Annotated in this window: 13 protein-coding genes and 1 riboswitch; of the genes, 9 read left to right on the top strand and 4 right to left on the bottom strand. The window is 60.4% G+C overall.

What is annotated here, in order from left to right; genetic code table 11:
• Window positions 1–33: 33 nt before the first annotated feature.
• Entirely contained in the window at window positions 34–1,014 is a 981-nt protein-coding gene (gene argR, locus V6F78_RS13440) for a transcriptional regulator ArgR (protein WP_047276973.1), read from the top strand.
• A gap of 3 nt (window positions 1,015–1,017) precedes the next feature.
• Here argR and V6F78_RS13435 read toward each other — a convergent pair whose 3' ends face one another.
• A complete protein-coding gene (locus tag V6F78_RS13435) occupies window positions 1,018–5,148 on the bottom strand; it encodes a leucine-rich repeat domain-containing protein (protein WP_332727503.1) in 4,131 nt (1,376 codons plus the stop codon).
• On the bottom strand, window positions 5,141–5,482 hold the full coding sequence (locus V6F78_RS13430; RefSeq protein ID WP_169858684.1) for a hypothetical protein: 342 nt from the start codon (window positions 5,480–5,482) through the stop codon (window positions 5,141–5,143). Before V6F78_RS13430 ends, V6F78_RS13435 begins: the two co-directional genes overlap by 8 nt.
• Before the next feature lie 63 nt (window positions 5,483–5,545).
• Here V6F78_RS13430 and V6F78_RS13425 point away from each other — a divergent pair, with 63 nt between their 5' ends.
• The 7 genes from V6F78_RS13425 to astE all read left to right on the top strand — a co-directional run bounded on the left by V6F78_RS13425 (window position 5,546) and on the right by astE (window position 13,205).
• The gene (locus V6F78_RS13425) at window positions 5,546–6,766 is read left to right on the top strand and encodes an aspartate aminotransferase family protein (RefSeq protein ID WP_047276969.1); all 1,221 of its coding nucleotides are present in this window, start codon (window positions 5,546–5,548) and stop codon (window positions 6,764–6,766) included.
• A gap of 87 nt (window positions 6,767–6,853) precedes the next feature.
• Entirely contained in the window at window positions 6,854–7,873 is a 1,020-nt protein-coding gene (gene aruF / locus V6F78_RS13420; protein WP_047276967.1) for an arginine/ornithine succinyltransferase subunit alpha, read from the top strand.
• Window positions 7,874–7,928: 55 nt separating this feature from the next.
• Window positions 7,929–8,966, top strand: a complete 1,038-nt coding sequence (gene astA / locus V6F78_RS13415; RefSeq protein WP_047294966.1) for an arginine N-succinyltransferase — start codon at window positions 7,929–7,931, stop codon at window positions 8,964–8,966.
• Window positions 8,963–10,435 (top strand): succinylglutamate-semialdehyde dehydrogenase, encoded by a 1,473-nt coding sequence (gene astD / locus V6F78_RS13410; protein ID WP_169862512.1) that lies wholly within the window; start codon window positions 8,963–8,965, stop codon window positions 10,433–10,435. Before astA ends, astD begins: the two co-directional genes overlap by 4 nt.
• 35 nt (window positions 10,436–10,470) lie before the next feature.
• A complete protein-coding gene (astB, locus tag V6F78_RS13405; RefSeq protein ID WP_047278112.1) occupies window positions 10,471–11,817 on the top strand; it encodes an N-succinylarginine dihydrolase in 1,347 nt (448 codons plus the stop codon).
• Between the two features lie 64 nt (window positions 11,818–11,881).
• Window positions 11,882–12,169 carry a hypothetical protein gene (locus V6F78_RS13400; protein ID WP_047276959.1) on the top strand — a complete coding sequence of 96 codons (288 nt, stop codon included), beginning with the start codon at window positions 11,882–11,884 and terminating at the stop codon, window positions 12,167–12,169.
• Window positions 12,170–12,182: 13 nt separating this feature from the next.
• Window positions 12,183–13,205, top strand: a complete 1,023-nt coding sequence (gene astE, locus V6F78_RS13395; protein ID WP_094990220.1) for a succinylglutamate desuccinylase — start codon at window positions 12,183–12,185, stop codon at window positions 13,203–13,205.
• On the opposite strand, the gene V6F78_RS13390 is transcribed toward astE, so the two are convergent.
• Both V6F78_RS13390 and V6F78_RS13385 read right to left on the bottom strand, forming a co-directional pair.
• Complete coding sequence (locus V6F78_RS13390) at window positions 13,190–14,671, bottom strand: M91 family zinc metallopeptidase (protein ID WP_094990221.1); 1,482 nt, start codon at window positions 14,669–14,671, stop codon at window positions 13,190–13,192. The two genes, astE and V6F78_RS13390, sit on opposite strands and share 16 nt — an antisense overlap.
• A gap of 143 nt (window positions 14,672–14,814) precedes the next feature.
• Window positions 14,815–15,327 (bottom strand): 6,7-dimethyl-8-ribityllumazine synthase, encoded by a 513-nt coding sequence (locus V6F78_RS13385; RefSeq protein WP_047276954.1) that lies wholly within the window; start codon window positions 15,325–15,327, stop codon window positions 14,815–14,817.
• Window positions 15,328–15,456: 129 nt separating this feature from the next.
• A riboswitch (FMN riboswitch) is annotated at window positions 15,457–15,627 on the bottom strand.
• 214 nt (window positions 15,628–15,841) lie between these two features.
• On the opposite strand from V6F78_RS13385, the gene ltaE reads away from it, so the two are divergent.
• Window positions 15,842–16,846 (top strand): low-specificity L-threonine aldolase, encoded by a 1,005-nt coding sequence (gene ltaE, locus V6F78_RS13380; protein WP_169858682.1) that lies wholly within the window; start codon window positions 15,842–15,844, stop codon window positions 16,844–16,846.
• Window positions 16,847–16,984: the final 138 nt, after the last annotated feature.

Genomic DNA, 16,984 nt, shown 5'->3' with positions numbered 1-16,984 from the left:
CCTCACTCTCGTTTTCGTTCCGGATAGCACGCTATGACCGCCCATCGAATTGGTTTTCTCATTTGGCCCAGCACCAAAGCCTTGACCCTGGCGCTGGCCGAAGAGGCGTTGCGTGTTGCCCAGCGCGTGCACCCGGAAGTCGTTTACGAGTTGTTGTTCCTGCAAGCTGAACCCCCTGTGGAAGGCGCGTGGCACTTACCCGGCGAGCCTTGGGCCGGCAAGCTTGAGGGCTGCCAAAAGCTGTTTCTGTTGGCCGACGAGCCGCCGGGGCCCGTGCCCTCGGCGCTGGGGACCGCCCTTAAGCAGGTGGTGCGGGCCGGGTGCGTGATCGGCGGGTTGTCGGCGGGTGTCTATCCTTTGGCGCAACTGGGGTTGTTGGACGGTTATCGTGCGGCCGTTCACTGGCGTTGGCAGGATGACTTTGCCGAGCGTTTCCCCAAGGTGATTGCCACCAGTCACCTGTTTGACTGGGACCGCGATCGCCTCAGTGCCTGTGGGGGCATGTCGGTGCTGGATCTGCTGCTTGCCGTGCTGGCCCGCGACCACGGTGCCGAGCTGGCGGGCGCGGTGTCCGAAGAGCTGGTGGTGGAGCGCATTCGTGAAGGGGGCGAGCGCCAGCGCATTCCGTTGCAGAACCGTCTGGGTTCCAGCCATCCCAAGCTGACTCAAGCGGTATTGCTGATGGAAGCCAACATTGAAGAGCCGCTGACCACCGACGAAATCGCCCAGCATGTGTGCGTGTCCCGTCGGCAGTTGGAGCGGATCTTCAAGCAGTACCTCAATCGCGTCCCTAGCCAGTACTACCTTGAGCTGCGCCTGAACAAGGCCCGGCAAATGCTGATGCAAACCAGCAAGTCGATCATCCAGATCGGTTTGTCGTGCGGCTTTTCCTCCGGGCCTCACTTCTCCAGCGCCTACCGCAACTTCTTCGGCGCCACCCCCCGTGAAGACCGCAATCAGCGCCGCAGCAGCAGCCCGTTTGAGTTGTCATCAGCACCTGCCGAGCGCGGTTGAGCGTTACTCCTCGGCGGGTTCAGGCGCGTTAGCATCATCCACTTCAAATTCGACGTTCATGTCGATGCCAGTTTGCGCAAAGTAAGTGCGCACCCGCTCAAGGCTTTCTTCGGACAAGGGATTGCCTTCAAGATCAAGCGCTTGGGTGACGGAGGGTGGAGGCTCAAACAGGCTGGCGGGCAACTCGACGATCAGGTTTTCACTTAAATCAACCACCTCAAGCCGCGTGAGCCCCAGTAATGAATCAGGAAATGCCGTGAGTTCGGTATTGCTCATGTAAAGGGTGTTCAGGTTCGCCATGTTGCTGAAGTCGGGCGTAATGTTGAGCGGGTTGTCGTCCAGGTCGATGTATTGCAAGTGTTCCATTCCGGCCAGGCGCAGCGCTGTGTCAGGGGTTAGCGTGATTGCACTGTTTTCCAGGTGCAGGTCGGTAAGGTTCTCCATCGAAAATATCGACTCCGGTAACGCGTCCAGTTCAAACCCCTGAAGGTGCACTACGCGCAGTCTTGGGAAGCGCTCAAGGAATTCGTTAACTCCGGTCACCGGCCCCGCACCTGTCAAGGACAGGTAAGTGACGTGACTGAAATCGGCGCTGATCGGCGGCATGCTATCGGCGATTGGCCGTGTGAACGCTAACTCAAACCCATCGCGTTCAGGGTCGGCATAGTGGTTGTCGAAGGCTGTTTGCCGACGCCAGCAACGTTCCAGTTCACGACTGAAGGCGCGGCGGTCCTGGACATTGGCCCGGCGCGCGTTGGGCGCCAGCATGTCACCGGTGCGCTGGTTCACCGCGGGGGCATCGACGGTCCAGGCTTCAAGGTCATCGCGCAGTGTTTGAAGCGTTTGCCCAAGCTCGGTGAGTGCTTGATTGGCCTGGGCCCGGTCGACAGGCAGGGTCCGAATGATGCGTGCCCGTTCCCTTATGTTCAGGCTTGGGTAAAGCTCATAGACCCGCCGGTCGATCATGTCAGGGGTCTGTCGGGGCGCATCGGCACCCAATAAGGGATAGCCCTCGGCTTTGAGCCTGGGCAGGCTCTGCGGGTCGATGTCCAGTGCTGTACGCGGCGTTTCAACATGCGCGCTGACCAGCGTACGCGGCAAGAGTGGGTGCTGACGCACTGCGTTTTTCAAGTCATTGCCCTGACCGACGTAGGGAAAACCCAGTTGACGACGCTCGGCATCCGGCAGTGCGTGAAGCAAGGCGCCATACAGGTCGTCGGGCCCGTGTAACTCCTGATTCAGCGCATCGCGCGCGCTGTAACCCTGCGCTGACTTGATCAGTACTTTGCGTAGCGGTGCCTGCTCGTCACCGAGGCTGTCGAGCAGGGGGCCTTCAAAGTGGTCTTCACGAATTTCCAGACGCACCTTTTTGGACCAGCCGGGAAGGGATTCAACGGTTCTCAGAATCAGCCATTGCGTGTGGGGGCTGGAGGCCGAGTCGAGAAACAAACCCTCGTAGGCGCGGTTGATGCGGGTTTCCTGGACATACTGCTGCGCCAAGCCTTCGAGGCGTTCGGAGAGGGTGCGCTGATTGAGCAGTTGAAGAATTTCGTCCCCATGGGCATTCCAGATCAGTTCCTGTGCCGCCGAAGTTGGCAGTTCGGGGTAGGTCGTTTGTAGCCATTTGACCTCGTCACTGACGGGCCATTGCGGGGTGGTGTAGCGCGAGGTGAACACCTCGAAACGCTGGCGACGCGCCTCGTGCGCAATGCGCTGGCGCAGGCGCCGGAGTTGAAGGGGCGGGTTTGGCAGCGGGTCACCGAATGCCGGGTCGAGCCCTAACAGGGTTTTCGCATCCGGCGCATCCAGGGCCTGGAGAACGTCGTTGAGCAGCTCACCCTGACGCACGCGGGTGTGGCTGATGTCTATGCGTTGCGGGGCGCCGGAGCGAGGCGGGTAGTCGGCCATGACCTCGCCACTTTCGCTGATGACCCTCACGCCTTTACTGAAGGTCCAGACGTCGCGGCTGGTCAGTATTTGCAGTTGGGTCTGAGCGTCGGCTCGCAGTTGCGCGGCCGGATCGTGGCTTTCCATGTCGTCGATAAAGCGCTGGAGGTCGTTGTCGATGTTGAAGCGTTGAAGGCTGTCTGCGAGCAAGGCGGGCGCAGGCAGCGCATCCGCATGCAGACGGCGCAGTACAGACGGCGTGGTATCGGTGAGGGCCAGCAGGCGGGCAGCTTGAATGTCCGGGAGGTTGGCGGCGCTGGGGTTGAGGCGTTTAAACAGCCGCGCATCCTCCCAGTAAAGCGGCTGTTCGGTTTCGGCCGACCAGGCGCCCATGCCGTTGTGGCGCAAGCGGGGCGAGTAGGCCCGCAGGCGATCGGGGTGCTTGATGCGGTAGCGTGGGCTGCGAGCTTCTTGTTCGACGCGGTAGGTTTTATCTTCAAGGGTCAGGTATTGCGCATCGTCATGCAGCTGCAAGCCGAGGGCATTGCTTGGCGTATGCGCAGGCACCGGGTCGGGGTGTTCGTAAGGTGTGAGGTCCGGCTCCCACAATCGGGTTTCGCCGGTGGGCAGCGTGACGGGCTTCAAGCGAGCAATAAAGGGTGACAGTGCCTCACTGGCGATTTTGCCGCCAATGACCAGGGCGCCTGCCTGGGTCAGGCTGGAAATGACGTTGAAGACGTGGTTCCAGGCTTCAAGGGTTTTTCCTTCGCTCCAGTCCTTGATGCCTTCATAGGCGTCATCCAGCACCTGCCAGGCCATTTGCAGCAACATCAATTCCCCGAGCCCCGGCACGAAAATGGCCCCGACCATTTCGAGGCCGTTGAGCGCCCATTCACCGATTTGCTTCAGGCGTTCGTGACGGTCGTGGCGTGTTTTCTGATCTTCGGTATCCGTACTGACGGCAATCAGGGGCGCATCGGCCAGCAGCTTTCGGCGTTTCTCATAAAACAGGTGCTCGTCGAATTCCTGGAAAACATGGACGAGGGTGTACGTCAGCACCGGGTGTTCAATCGGGGTGGTGCGAACTACCTGCGGGTAGTCTTCGGGCCGTCCTTGACCCTCGGGGAGATCAGCCGGGTCGACGGTGATGTGAAACAGCGCACGCTGCACTGCGCCGAAGAATGCTCCCAGATGCTGCTGATCGATAAAGCGGCTGAAGTACTGCTGGTAGGCGGTGTCTTGCAGTTGTTGAGCCAGCTGTGCGACGAAGTCAGCCAACGAGGCATAGCGCTTGAGCGGATGCTGCGGATCATCCGGCACGTACGCGACGATTTCAGCGTTGTCCGGGGTGGCCGCCGGGTAGGCGCTGAAAACGAGAACCCCGCTCAGCGGGGTGCCGAGCAGCGTCATGCTGTGCGGGTAAAGGGGCGCGGGCCCGCCGCTCGTCCAGCCCCTGACCTGGCCCAGGTCATTGAGTGACTCATGTAGGTTGCGGCTGATGTGCTGGTGCGCCAATGCATGGTGCGTGCAGGCCGTCAGGGCGGTTTTAATGTATTCGCGAACGGCTGTTTTCAACGCGCGCGCCTGGCTGCGGTCGGTCACGCCCAAGGCGTCGTCCAGATGCATTTTGTACTGCCGGCCGAGATCCAGTTGCCGGCACAGTGAGATAAAGCCCGCAATGGGGACTTGGGCGGTCAGTGCTTGCAGTACCTGAAATTGCCCGTCAGCCGAGGGTTGGGTGATGAAGCCGGAATCGGTTGTATGGGCATCCGGGTCGGCTTCGAAAGCTTCGAAGTTGTGCAGGGCCGCGTCCAGCAGTGAAACGCGCCAGTTTTTAACCGCGCCCGTGTTAAGGCCGAAAATCGGCGTGGTCAGGGGGACGTACAGGTTGATGAAGGTGCGTTTGAGGTCCAACGCGGGATCGACGTGATACTGGCGCTGCAGCGCTTGGCGCAGCAAGGGCGTGGCAAATGCCTCGATGTTGTGCAGCGTGTCGAATTGCTGGCGGACGGCGTGATGAGATTTCCAGTGATTGATATGGGCCTGGTTGAGTGAAGTCTGTTGCGCATAGGGCAGGTCGGGCGGCCAATGTCGGGGCGCGGGTGTCACTTGTCTGAGGGTGATCCGCGCCTGTTCGCTGGCTTGCATCAGCCAGTCGGGCAGCGATTGTGTGAGGTGCGCTTGATGCAGCAGCGATGGGCGCGCACGTGCGGGCGCGTCTGGAATAGCGGGGGTGGTGTCAGGCATGGACAGGCTCATTGATCGGCAGTGAAGAGCGATCAAGATCGTCCGCGAAGGGGTTGAGGAAAAGCGCAAATACCTGCTCAAAACCGTGGGCCACGTATCGCAATTGTGCGATCGCGCGATACAGGAATAGCCCCATTTGCGCATTGAAGCTGTCGGGGGGGCAATGCCGATGTCGGGGGATCTGTAAATCAACCCAACGTGGCGCTGCCGTTAACGGGGCCCAGCGTTTAAACTGCGCCTTTGTGACGCAATATGTCGCATTGCCGAAACCCTGGGAAAATCGTGGTTGAGCGCTATAAGAAGTTGTCGCTTGGCGGCAAGGCGTGATGGTCACGTGTCCTTACAATCCCCCCATCGCTCGCCAGTTTAGGCAGGCGTTCCTCTTCAGGAGACTCCGATGTCCGTTGAGCAAGCCCCGGTGCAACGCGCCGATTTCGATCAGGTCATGGTGCCCAACTACGCACCTGCGGCCTTCATTCCTGTGCGCGGTGCGGGTTCCCGAGTGTGGGACCAGTCGGGCCGCGAGCTGATTGATTTCGCGGGTGGCATTGCCGTTAACGTATTGGGCCATGCGCATCCGGCACTGGTCGGTGCGCTGACTGAGCAGGCCAACAACCTGTGGCACGTGTCCAATGTGTTCACCAACGAGCCGGCGCTGCGCCTGGCCAAAAAACTGGTGGATTCGACCTTCGCCGAGCGCGTGTTCTTCTGCAACTCGGGCGCTGAAGCCAACGAAGCGGCTTTCAAGCTCGCACGCCGTGTGGCCCATGACCGCTTTGGTCCTGAAAAATACGAAATCATTGCCGCGCTCAACAGCTTCCACGGGCGCACCCTGTTCACCGTTAACGTGGGCGGGCAGTCAAAGTATTCCGACGGCTTCGGGCCAAAAATCACCGGCATCACCCACGTACCGTTCAATGATCTGGACGCGCTCAAAGCGGCCATTTCCGACAAGACCTGCGCCGTTGTTCTGGAACCGGTACAGGGCGAGGGTGGCGTGTTGCCTGCCGAGCAGGCTTACCTGCAAGGCGCCCGTGACCTGTGCAATCAGCACAACGCGCTGTTGGTGTTCGATGAAGTGCAAACCGGCATGGGCCGTACGGGCGAGCTGTTTGCCTATATGCACTACGGCGTGACTCCGGACATCCTCACCAGCGCCAAGAGCCTGGGCGGCGGTTTCCCGATTGCGGCCATGCTTACCACCGAGTCGCTGGCCAAGCACCTGGTGGTCGGTACGCACGGCACCACGTACGGCGGTAACCCGCTGGCGTGCGCAGTGGGCAATGCGGTGATCGACGTGATCAATACCCCTGAAGTACTGGACGGTGTGAAAGCCAGGCATGACCAGTTCAAGACCCGTCTTGAAGCCATCGGTCAGCAATATGGCCTGTTCACACAGGTGCGGGGGCTGGGACTGCTGCTCGGCTGCGTGTTGAGCGATGCCTGGAAAGGCAAGGCCAAGGACATCTTTAATGCCGCCGAGCAGGAAGGCTTGATGATCCTGCAAGCGGGCCCGGACGTGGTGCGCTTTGCGCCGAGCCTGGTGGTTGACGAGGCCGATATCAAAGACGGTCTGGACCGCTTTGAGCGCGCTGTGCAGAAACTGACTCAAGCCTGATCGCCCCCCCCCGGAGGGGAGCGTGCCTGCGCGCTGCCCCCGGGGTTTCTTCGTTTCTTTCTATTTCAAGAATTAAGGAGTGACACCATGCTGGTGATGCGCCCTGCGCAAATGGCTGACCTGGGCGAGGTACAGCGTCTGGCTGCGGACAGCCCGATTGGTGTCACTTCATTGCCGGACGATGTGGAACGCCTGCGCGACAAGATCGCCGCGTCCGAGGCATCGTTCGCTGCCGAGGTGAGCTTCAATGGCGAAGAAAGTTACTTCTTCGTCCTCGAAGACACGGCCACCGGCACGCTGGTGGGCTGTTCGGCCATCGTGGCGTCGGCCGGTTACTCGGAGCCGTTCTACAGCTTCCGTAACGAGACCTTCGTTCACGCCTCCCGCGAGCTGAAGATTCACAACAAGATCCATGTGCTGTCGCAGTGCCATGACCTGACCGGTAACAGCCTGCTGACCAGTTTTTACGTGGTCCCGGAGCTGGTCGGTTCGACGTTTGCCGAACTCAATTCCCGTGGCCGCCTGCTGTTCGTCGCCAACCACCCGGAGCGCTTTGCCGACTCGGTGGTGACGGAAATCGTCGGCTACAGCGACGAAAATGGCGATTCCCCGTTCTGGGATGCCATCGGCCGCAACTTCTTCGACCTCAACTACGCCGCCGCCGAGCGCCTGTGCGGGCTGAAAAGCCGGACCTTCCTTGCCGAGCTGATGCCGCACTACCCGATCTACGTGCCGCTGCTGCCCGACACCGCGCAAGAAGCCATGGGCCAAGTGCACCCGCGGGCGCAGATCACCTTTGACATCCTGATGCGCGAAGGCTTTGAAACCGATCATTACATCGACATTTTCGACGGTGGCCCGACCCTGCATGCACGGGTGTCGGGTATTCGTTCGATTGCGCAAAGCCGCGTGGTGCCGGTGAAAATCGGTGACGTGTGCAAAGGCGGCGGGCGCCAGTACCTGGTGGCCAATGCGCAGCTTCAGGACTACCGCGCGGTGTTGCTGGAGCTTGATTGGGCGCCGGGCAAGCCGGTCACGCTGGACATGGAAGCGGCCGAAGCCCTGGGCGTTGGCGAAGGTGCCAGCGTGCGAGTGGTTGCGGTTTAACGCTTTAGAGCGAGTTTCGCGGGGTTCGTCAGCGAGCCCTGCATGAGGAGATAGCATGATCGTTCGTCCTGTACGCAACAGCGATTTACCTGCCCTGATCGAACTGGCCCGCAGCACGGGAACCGGTCTGACCACGCTGCCCGCCAATGAAGAACGCCTGCTGCACCGCGTGACCTGGGCCGAGAAAACCTTTCGCGGTGAAGCCGAACGCGGCGATGCCGACTATCTGTTTGTGCTGGAAGACGACAACGGCAAGGTGGTCGGTATTTCGGCCATTGCCGGCGCCGTGGGCCTGCGTGAGCCGTGGTACAACTTTCGCGTCGGGCTGACCGTCAGCGCGTCGCAAGAACTGAATATTTACCGCGAAATTCCGACGCTGTTTCTGGCCAACGACCTGACCGGCAATTCGGAGCTGTGCTCGCTTTTTCTCGGCGCGGATCACCGCACCGGCCTCAATGGCCGCTTGCTGGCCAAGGCGCGGATGCTGTTCATCGCCGAGTTCCCCGAGCTGTTTGGCAACAAGATCATTGCTGAAATGCGCGGCATGTCTGACGAAGCCGGGCGTTCGCCGTTCTGGGAAAGCCTGGGTCGGCACTTCTTCAAAATGGAATTCAGCCAGGCCGACTACCTGACCGGGGTCGGTAACAAAGCGTTCATCGCCGAGCTGATGCCCAAGTTTCCCGTGTACACCTGCTTCCTGTCCGAAGACGCGCGCGCCGTGATCGGCAAGGTGCACACCCACACCGAGCCGGCCCTGAACATGCTTAAAAGCGAAGGGTTCAGCTATCAGGGCTACGTCGATATCTTTGACGCGGGCCCGGCGGTGGAATGCGAGACCGATAAAATCCGGGCGGTGCGCGAAAGCGAAGCGCTGGTGCTGGCCATTGGCACACCGGGCGACGACGCCACGCCTTACCTGATTCACAACCGCAAGCGCGAGGACTGCCGCATCACCGCCGCCCCGGCGCGGCTGGCCGCGGGCACGCTGGTGGTCGATCCGATGACTGCCAAGCGCCTGCAATTGAGCGCTGGCGATCAAGTGCGCGCGGTGACGTTATCCGCCCAGCCAGTGGCCCCACGGGAGAAGCAATAATGAGCACGTTGTACATCGCAGGCGCATGGCAAAACGGGCAGGGCGAAGCCTTTGAATCGCTGAATCCGGTCACCCAGCAGGTGCTGTGGTCCGGCCAGGGCGCCGATGCCAGCCAGGTGGATGCCGCCGTCAACGCAGCGCGTCAGGCCTTTGCGGGCTGGGCCAAACGTTCTTTCGACGCGCGCCTGACGGTGCTGGAAGCCTTTGCCGCCAGCCTCAAGGCCAACGCCGACGCGCTGGCGCGCTGCATCGGTGAGGAAACCGGCAAGCCGCTGTGGGAGTCGGCGACTGAAGTCACCAGCATGATTAACAAGGTGGCGATCTCGGTTCAAAGCTACCGTGAGCGCACGGGCGAGAAGAGCGGCCCACTGGGGGACGCCACGGCCGTGCTGCGGCACAAGCCTCACGGTGTGGTGGCGGTGTTCGGCCCTTACAACTTTCCGGGGCACCTGCCTAACGGTCACATCGTTCCGGCCCTGTTGGCCGGTAACTGCGTGGTCTTCAAACCGAGCGAGCTGACACCCAAAGTGGCCGAGCTGACCGTCAAGTGCTGGATCGAAGCCGGTCTGCCTGCCGGGGTGCTGAACCTGCTGCAAGGCGCGCGTGACACCGGCATTGCGCTGGCGGCCCATGCGGGTATCGATGGCCTGTTCTTCACCGGGTCGAGTCGCACCGGTAACGCCTTGCATCAGCAGTTTGCCGGTCGCCCGGACAAAATCCTGGCGCTGGAGATGGGCGGCAACAACCCACTGGTGGTCGATCAGGTGGCTGACGTTGAAGCGGCGGTGTACACGATCATTCAATCAGCCTTTATTTCAGCCGGTCAGCGCTGCACGTGTGCGCGCCGCTTGCTGGTGCCCGAAGGCGCCTGGGGCGACAGCCTGCTGACACGTCTGGTCGAGGTCAGCCAGCGCATTGAAGTGGGTGCGTTCGATCAGCAGCCTGCGCCGTTCATGGGCTCGGTCATTTCGTTACAGGCCGCGCAGGCCCTGATGGATGCGCAAGAAGTACTGCTCGGTAGCGGGGCGGTGGCCCTGCTCGAAATGAGTCAGCCAGACAGCAATGCCGCGCTGCTGACGCCGGGCATCATCGATGTGACCGAAGTCAGTGAGCGTAGCGACGAAGAGTTGTTCGGCCCGTTGCTGCAAGTGATCCGTTACGCTGATTTCGACGCCGCGATAGCGCAGGCCAATAACACAGCCTTCGGTCTGGCTGCCGGTTTGCTGTCCGATTCCGAAGCGCGTTATCAGCAGTTCTGGCTCGAAAGCCGTGCCGGCATCGTCAACTGGAACAAGCAGTTGACCGGGGCTGCCAGCAGCGCGCCTTTTGGCGGAATCGGCGCTTCGGGTAACCACCGTGCGAGTGCGTATTACGCCGCTGATTATTGTGCTTATCCGGTGGCCTCGCTGGAAACGCCGACCCTCGCGTTACCGACGGCGCTGACGCCGGGCGTACGTTTGTCATTTTGAAGTGCTTATAAAAACCGTTTGCCGGAGCCTCGCTGATGAAGTCCTTTGAAGTCAATTTTGACGGTTTAGTGGGGCCGACCCATAACTACGGCGGGTTGTCCTTCGGCAACGTCGCGTCCCAGAGCAACAGCCAGCAGGCTTCCAACCCCCGGGAAGCCGCGCTGCAAGGCCTGGAAAAAATGAAAGCGCTGATGGACATGGGCTTTGTCCAGGGCGTTCTGGCTCCGCAAGAGCGTCCGGACGTGGCCGCCTTGCGCAGCCTGGGGTTTGGCGGCACCGATGCGCAGGTCATTGAAAAAGCGGCGAAAGAAGCCATGCCCTTGCTGGTGGCCAGTTGCTCGGCATCGAGCATGTGGGTGGCCAACGCAGCGACGGTCAGCCCGAGTGCCGACACGGCAGACGGGCGCGTGCATTTCACTGCCGCCAACCTTAACTGCAAGTTCCATCGCAGCATCGAACACCCGACCACCAGCCGTGTGCTAGGGGCAATGTTTGCGGACCCTGAGCATTTTGCCCACCACGCAGCCTTGCCGGCCGTGGCGCAATTTGGTGACGAAGGCGCAGCCAACCACACCCGGTTCTGCCGTTCATACGGCGAAGCGGGCGTTGAGTTCTTTGTCTATGGGCGCAGCGCGTTCGATAGCCGTTACCCGGCCCCGCAGAAATACCCGGCACGCCAGACGCTTGAGGCCTCTCAGGCGGTCGCGCGGCTGCACGGCCTGAGTGACGCGGGCGTGGTGTTCGCGCAGCAGAACCCGGCTGTCATCGACCAGGGCGTGTTCCATAACGACGTCATTGCGGTGGGGAATGGCGAACTGCTGTTTCATCACCAAGATGCCTTCCTGAACACCGAGCACGTGCTGGCCGAATTGCACGGCAAGCTGCAGGCACGTGGGGCGGCCTTCCAGTCCATTTGTGTGCCTCGCGACCAGGTGGCCGTTGAAGATGCCGTGCGTTCGTACCTGTTCAACAGTCAATTGCTGAGCCGCGCCGATGGTTCGATGCTGCTGATCGTGCCAGAAGAGTGCCGCAGCAACCCGCGCGTCTGGCAGTACCTGCAAAGCCTGACCGCCAGTGGCGGGCCGGTCCGTGAGGTCAAGGTGTTCGATCTCAAACAAAGCATGCAGAACGGCGGCGGCCCGGCTTGCCTGCGGCTGCGGGTCGCACTGAAAGAAACAGAGCTGGCGGCGGTCAATCCGGGGGTTATCATGACGCCCGCGTTGTACGGCACGCTCACCCGTTGGGTGAACACGCACTACCGCGATGCGCTGCGCGAAAGCGATCTGGCGGACCCGCAGTTGCTGCTTGAATGCCGGACGGCACTGGATGAACTGACGCAAATCCTTAAACTGGGCGCGGTCTATCCATTCCAGATCAATTGAATAGCGCCTTGTACCGACGTTGATGTCGGTCCTGGCCACTCCACTTTTCACTGAGTACGAAACTATGAGCGATTCCCTGCAGCTGATCCTTGAAGACACCGATGGCACGCAATTGCAAACGTCCTGCACCCGCGTGGCGGTCATGTGGCAGGGCAAGGAGCTGTGGATTCAGCAAGACGGCCGCGGCCAGTTGCTGATCGGTGTAGACGTGGAAGAAGGCGACGCCGAATATGCCAACCTGCTGTTGCGTCCATTGGCCACCAACCTGGTGAGCCTGCAACTGGAAATGGAACCGGCTGACATGAGCGATGACGAAGACGGTCACGTCCACGGCCCGGACTGCAATCACTGATTAAGGATGCACTATGCTCGCCCTCGGCAAACTGCTTGAACTGACCCTGGCCGGTCGCGAACCGGCCCAGAAAATTCAACTGACGGCCGATGGCGTGCGATTGCGCTGGCTAGGCGAGGGTGCGCTGGAGGTGACGCCGCCCGGTGGTCAGGACACGGGTCTGGATTTGCTCTTGTCAGCGGGCATTCACGGTAACGAAACAGCGCCGATCGAACTGCTCGATCGCCTGTTGCAAGGCATCGCACGGGGAGGCATCAAACCGCGTGCACGTATTTTGTTCTTGTTCGGCAATCCGGGTGCCATGCGCACCGGTGATCGTTTTGTCGAGGAGGACCTCAACCGGCTGTTTAACGGCCGTCACGAAAGCAGCTGCGGCTCTGAAGCCCTGCGCGCCTGTGAACTGGAGCATCTGGCCAAGGCGTTTTTCAGCCTGGCTGGCCGGACCCGTTTGCACTATGACCTGCACACCGCCATCCGCGGTTCGAAACTTGAACAATTTGCCTTGTATCCGTTCAAGGAGGGGCGCGCCCCTTCACGTCGTGAACTGGCGCGTCTGCGCGCGGCGGGGATGGAAGCGGTCTTGTTGCAAAGCAAACCGTCGATTGTCTTCAGTGCCTTCACCTGTGAACAACTGGGTGCCGAGGCGTTCACCCTTGAGCTGGGTAAAGCGCGGCCGTTTGGGCATAACGCCGGGGTCAATGTCGAACGTCTTGAGCAACGTCTGAAACAGATCATTGAAGGCACTGAGCCGTCCCTGGAAGAGGCGTCGCTGGACGGCTTGCAATTGTTCAGTGTGGCGCGCGAAGTGATCAAGCACAGCGAGGCGTTCATTCTGCATTTGCCGGCCGATGTTGAGAACTTTTCTGAATTGCCCAAGGGCTATTTACTGGCCGAAGATGCCGGGAAAACCCGCTGGATCATTGAGGAAAAGGGCGCGCGGATCATCTTTCCCAATCCCAAGGTCAAGAGTGGCCTGCGCGCCGGGATCATTATTGAGCCTGCGTCTGAAGCGTTGCTGGATCAATCATTGGCGTAATAAATGTAGGTTTTGCGCAGTTGCAGGCCCAGCTCTTCGAGCAACGCATTTTCGGTGTAGGGGGTTGGGTTGGTGACGCGGGCAGGGGTGGACGGGTCGGCGTCGAAGTCAAACGGTTCAACGTTGCACGGCAGCCCGACGACCTGCAGTTCGAGGTTATTGACCATGGGCGCGGACTTGGTCCCGCTGTGGCCGTCAGGACTCATCCCCTCGAACACCGAGCCTGTTACAAAGTTATAGGCATGGCACAGTTCGTGATACAGCGCTGCGAGCGGGATGTCTTCGGTTTCTGAATAGGTCGGATTGTAGTAAACCGTGCCGCCATAGGTCCGGGTGCCTGGCCTGCCCAATGCCACAAAGGCGGTGCCGTCATTCAGAGTGGGGACATACAGGCCGTTTCGCACATGTTTGAACTCGGCAATGGTGATGGGTTTCTTGCTGTCACGGATGCTTTTGGTCAACGCCTTTAACAGTTGATGGCCATTGGCAGAGCCGAGCAATAACCTGAGGTCATCCTGAACCCGCTCGGTGAACATGTCGCTGCCTTCAATCATCAGTCCGGTCTCGGGCAGTGGCTGTGACGTGACCTTGAAGACCGTTCCCATTTGCGTGTCGGGCGTAATCCTGCCTTCTGAGAGGGATGTAATGTCGCTGCCTGTGAAGACCCGGTCAGTGTCCTTGATGTTGTCGAGGATGTTTTGCCCGGCGCCCGTGTAGATCACGTTAGTGGCCGGGCCTGCGGTGATCAGGTCATCCCCGTCGTTGCCACTGATGATGTTATGGCCCTGCCCACCGATGAGGACGTCGTCACCTTTACCACCCTCCACAAAGACCCTGCCTGCATCTCCCCGGAAAAAGTCGGCGCCACTGCCCATATAAGCCGTGGTAGTGCCTGAACCACTGACATTCACGATGTCATTGCCCTGGCCCGTATTGATATAACTGCGCCCGGCGCCGGTCATCACCATGTCGTCGCCAGCCCCTGTGATGACGTTTGATTTTTTCGCGAGGGTGACCACGGTGTCATTGCCGTCACCGGTTTGGATATGAAACGGATTTTTGAAAGCGCTGGCGACATACACCGTGTCGTCACCGTGTGAGGTGTGGAGTTCGATGATCTGTCGGCTGCTGGCGGGGCGAATGGTGAAGCGCTGGTGGTTGAGGTCAATCACGATCGTGTCGTTTTCGCCTTGAGTCACGAAGATGGACGAACGTGGCGCTGTAGAGCGGAACTCCAGTCGGTCAACAGGTCTTTCGAAAAACGCACCCTCAGTGACGTAGCGCACGATCGAGGCATACGTGCTCAGGTGCAGCAGGCTTCGGGTGGTGGTTTGGGGGGCGTGCGGTGTGGGGCTGGAAACGGTTTTTTCGATCAGTTCCGGCGGTGCTGTGTCGCCGCCGTCTATATCAAACTGATGGCGTGCAGGTTCGGGACCCGCTGTTGCTGAAGGGGGGGAAGGGCACATAGGCAAGACTCCATCGCAGTGTGTTCAAACGTCTGGGGGTTCCCAGTGGCAACGATTGAAACGCGTTGAGGGCTTGCTGGTGCTTTAGATAGTTAGTGCGCGATCCCGACGGCCCGCAGGCGGGGCAGTCGGGAATTCAGGCGTTACACCGCGCGTTTTTGCTGGGTATCGAGACGCTTGATATGACGGATTTTCTGCAGGGTATCGACGCAGGTTTTCGCCGCTTCCTGGCCTTTGTGCACAAAGTGGTCAAAGAAAAACTTCTGGTGCTCTTCGCCCGCATGGAAATGATGCGGGGTCAGGCTGACCGAGAACACGGGGACTTCGGTTTCCAGCTGCACTTGCATCAGGCCACTGACGACTGACTGCGCGACGAAGTCGTGGCGATAGATGCCGCCGTCCACCACCAGTGCCGCGCCCACAATGCCTGCATAGCGACCGGTCTTGGCCAGCAGCTTGGCATGCAGCGGGATCTCGAAGGCACCGCCGACTTCAAAGAAGTCGATGTCGCTTTCCTGATAGCCCTGTTCAAGCATCTCGGCCAGAAAGCCCTTACGGCTTTGATCGACGATTTCTTTGTGCCAGCTGGCCTGAATGAACGCGACGCGCTCGTTGTGGTGGTTTTTGCTTTTGCTGTCGATTGCGGTGGGTTGCATGTTCAGACTCCTGTTTGTGTGAAAAACAGGGCATATGAATCGAATGGGATTTAAGGGTGCGTCCAGACAGGCCGCGCGAGCAAGGAGCCTCGACACTGACCTGCCTGACTGACGGCCCTTTGGCGCCAATCCCGTTCTCTCTTCATCCGGACTATGACCGTCGGCCCCGGAATCACACCGGGTCTGCTGACCTTGCCAAGCCGTCAGCCGTAGCTTTGGGACCTGCCAAGCGCTCGCGGGCTATACGCATTGCGCGCAATTACCGCCGGTGGGGAGTTACACCCCGCCCTGAGAACGTTGCCGCCAGCCTTTCTGGCGGCGGGCATTTTGTATCACAAATGTTTCAGGGATGCATCGATGCTTTTTGCTAATGGTCATCGAAATTTCTGATGGTTTTAGCGGCCGGTTCGGGCAATACGGTTTGATTCATCTCGCCATAACTCGAACGCCTCTTGTTCGACAGGTTATTCACCGCTTAGCATCCAGTGCTTATCTCCCTTGGCCGAGGCTTCCAATGACTGTTATCGATCTTCGCAGTGACACCGTGACTCAACCCGGGCCTGGCATGCGTGAGGCCATGGCCGCTGCGCCGCTCGGGGACGATGTGTATGGCGAAGACCCGACGGTCAATCACCTGGAAGCCGAGCTGTCGCACAGGCTCGGGTTTGCACGGGCCCTGTTTGTGCCCACCGGGACCATGAGCAATCTCTTGGCCCTGATGGCGCATTGCGGGCGGGGCGAGGAATACATCGTCGGGCAGCAGGCCCACACGTATAAATACGAAGGTGGCGGGGCGGCGGTACTGGGTTCTATCCAGCCGCAGCCGCTGGAGGTTCAGGCCGATGGCTCGCTGGATTTGAAACAGGTAGCGGCCGCGATCAAGCCGGATGACTTCCATTTCGCCCGGACCCGCTTGCTGGCCCTGGAAAACACCATGCAGGGCAAAGTGCTGCCGCTGGAGTACCTGGCGGCGGCCAGTCGCCTGACCCGCGAGCATGGGTTGGCGCTGCACCTGGACGGCGCGCGGCTGTATAACGCAGCCGTCAGGCTGGGCGTGGACGCCGCCGACATTACCCGCCACTTCGACTCAGTGTCGGTGTGTTTGTCCAAGGGGTTGGGCGCGCCGATAGGCTCGGTGCTGTGCGGCTCGGCCGAACTGATTGCCCGGGCCCGACGCCTGCGCAAAATGGTCGGCGGGGGAATGCGTCAGGCCGGGCAGTTGGCCGCGGCCGGTTTGTATGCGCTGGATCATCAGGTGCAGCGCCTGGCGGATGACCATGCCAATGCGCAGTATCTGGCTGACGGGCTGCGTGCCTGCGGTTATGACGTCGAGCCGGTACAGACCAATATGGTGTACGCCGATCTGGGCGACCGCGCCGAAGCGCTCAAAGCCTTTGCCGCCACGCGCGGCATCAAGCTGAGCGCCGCCCCGCGCCTGCGCATGGTGACGCACCTGGACGTCAGCCGCGGGCAAATTGAGCAAGTGGTCACGGTTCTGGACGAATTTAACCGGCAATGAGTGCGTAACCCGTCCAATTGAGGGTGCCTATCGTATAAACACGCTGTACCCAGGGCGCAGGGCCGATATAATGCGGCCCTTTGCGAGTCGCACTGTCGACCGACCTGATTGACTTGCCTCTGGCCTCAGCCTCCGTGG

It is taken from the genome of Pseudomonas sp. ESBL9 (assembly GCF_036668715.1).
In the GTDB taxonomy this organism is placed as follows: Bacteria; Pseudomonadota; Gammaproteobacteria; order Pseudomonadales; family Pseudomonadaceae; genus Aquipseudomonas; species Aquipseudomonas lundensis.
The sequence above is the reverse complement of the archived record's forward strand: the minus strand, read 5'-3'. Positions and strand labels throughout refer to the sequence as shown.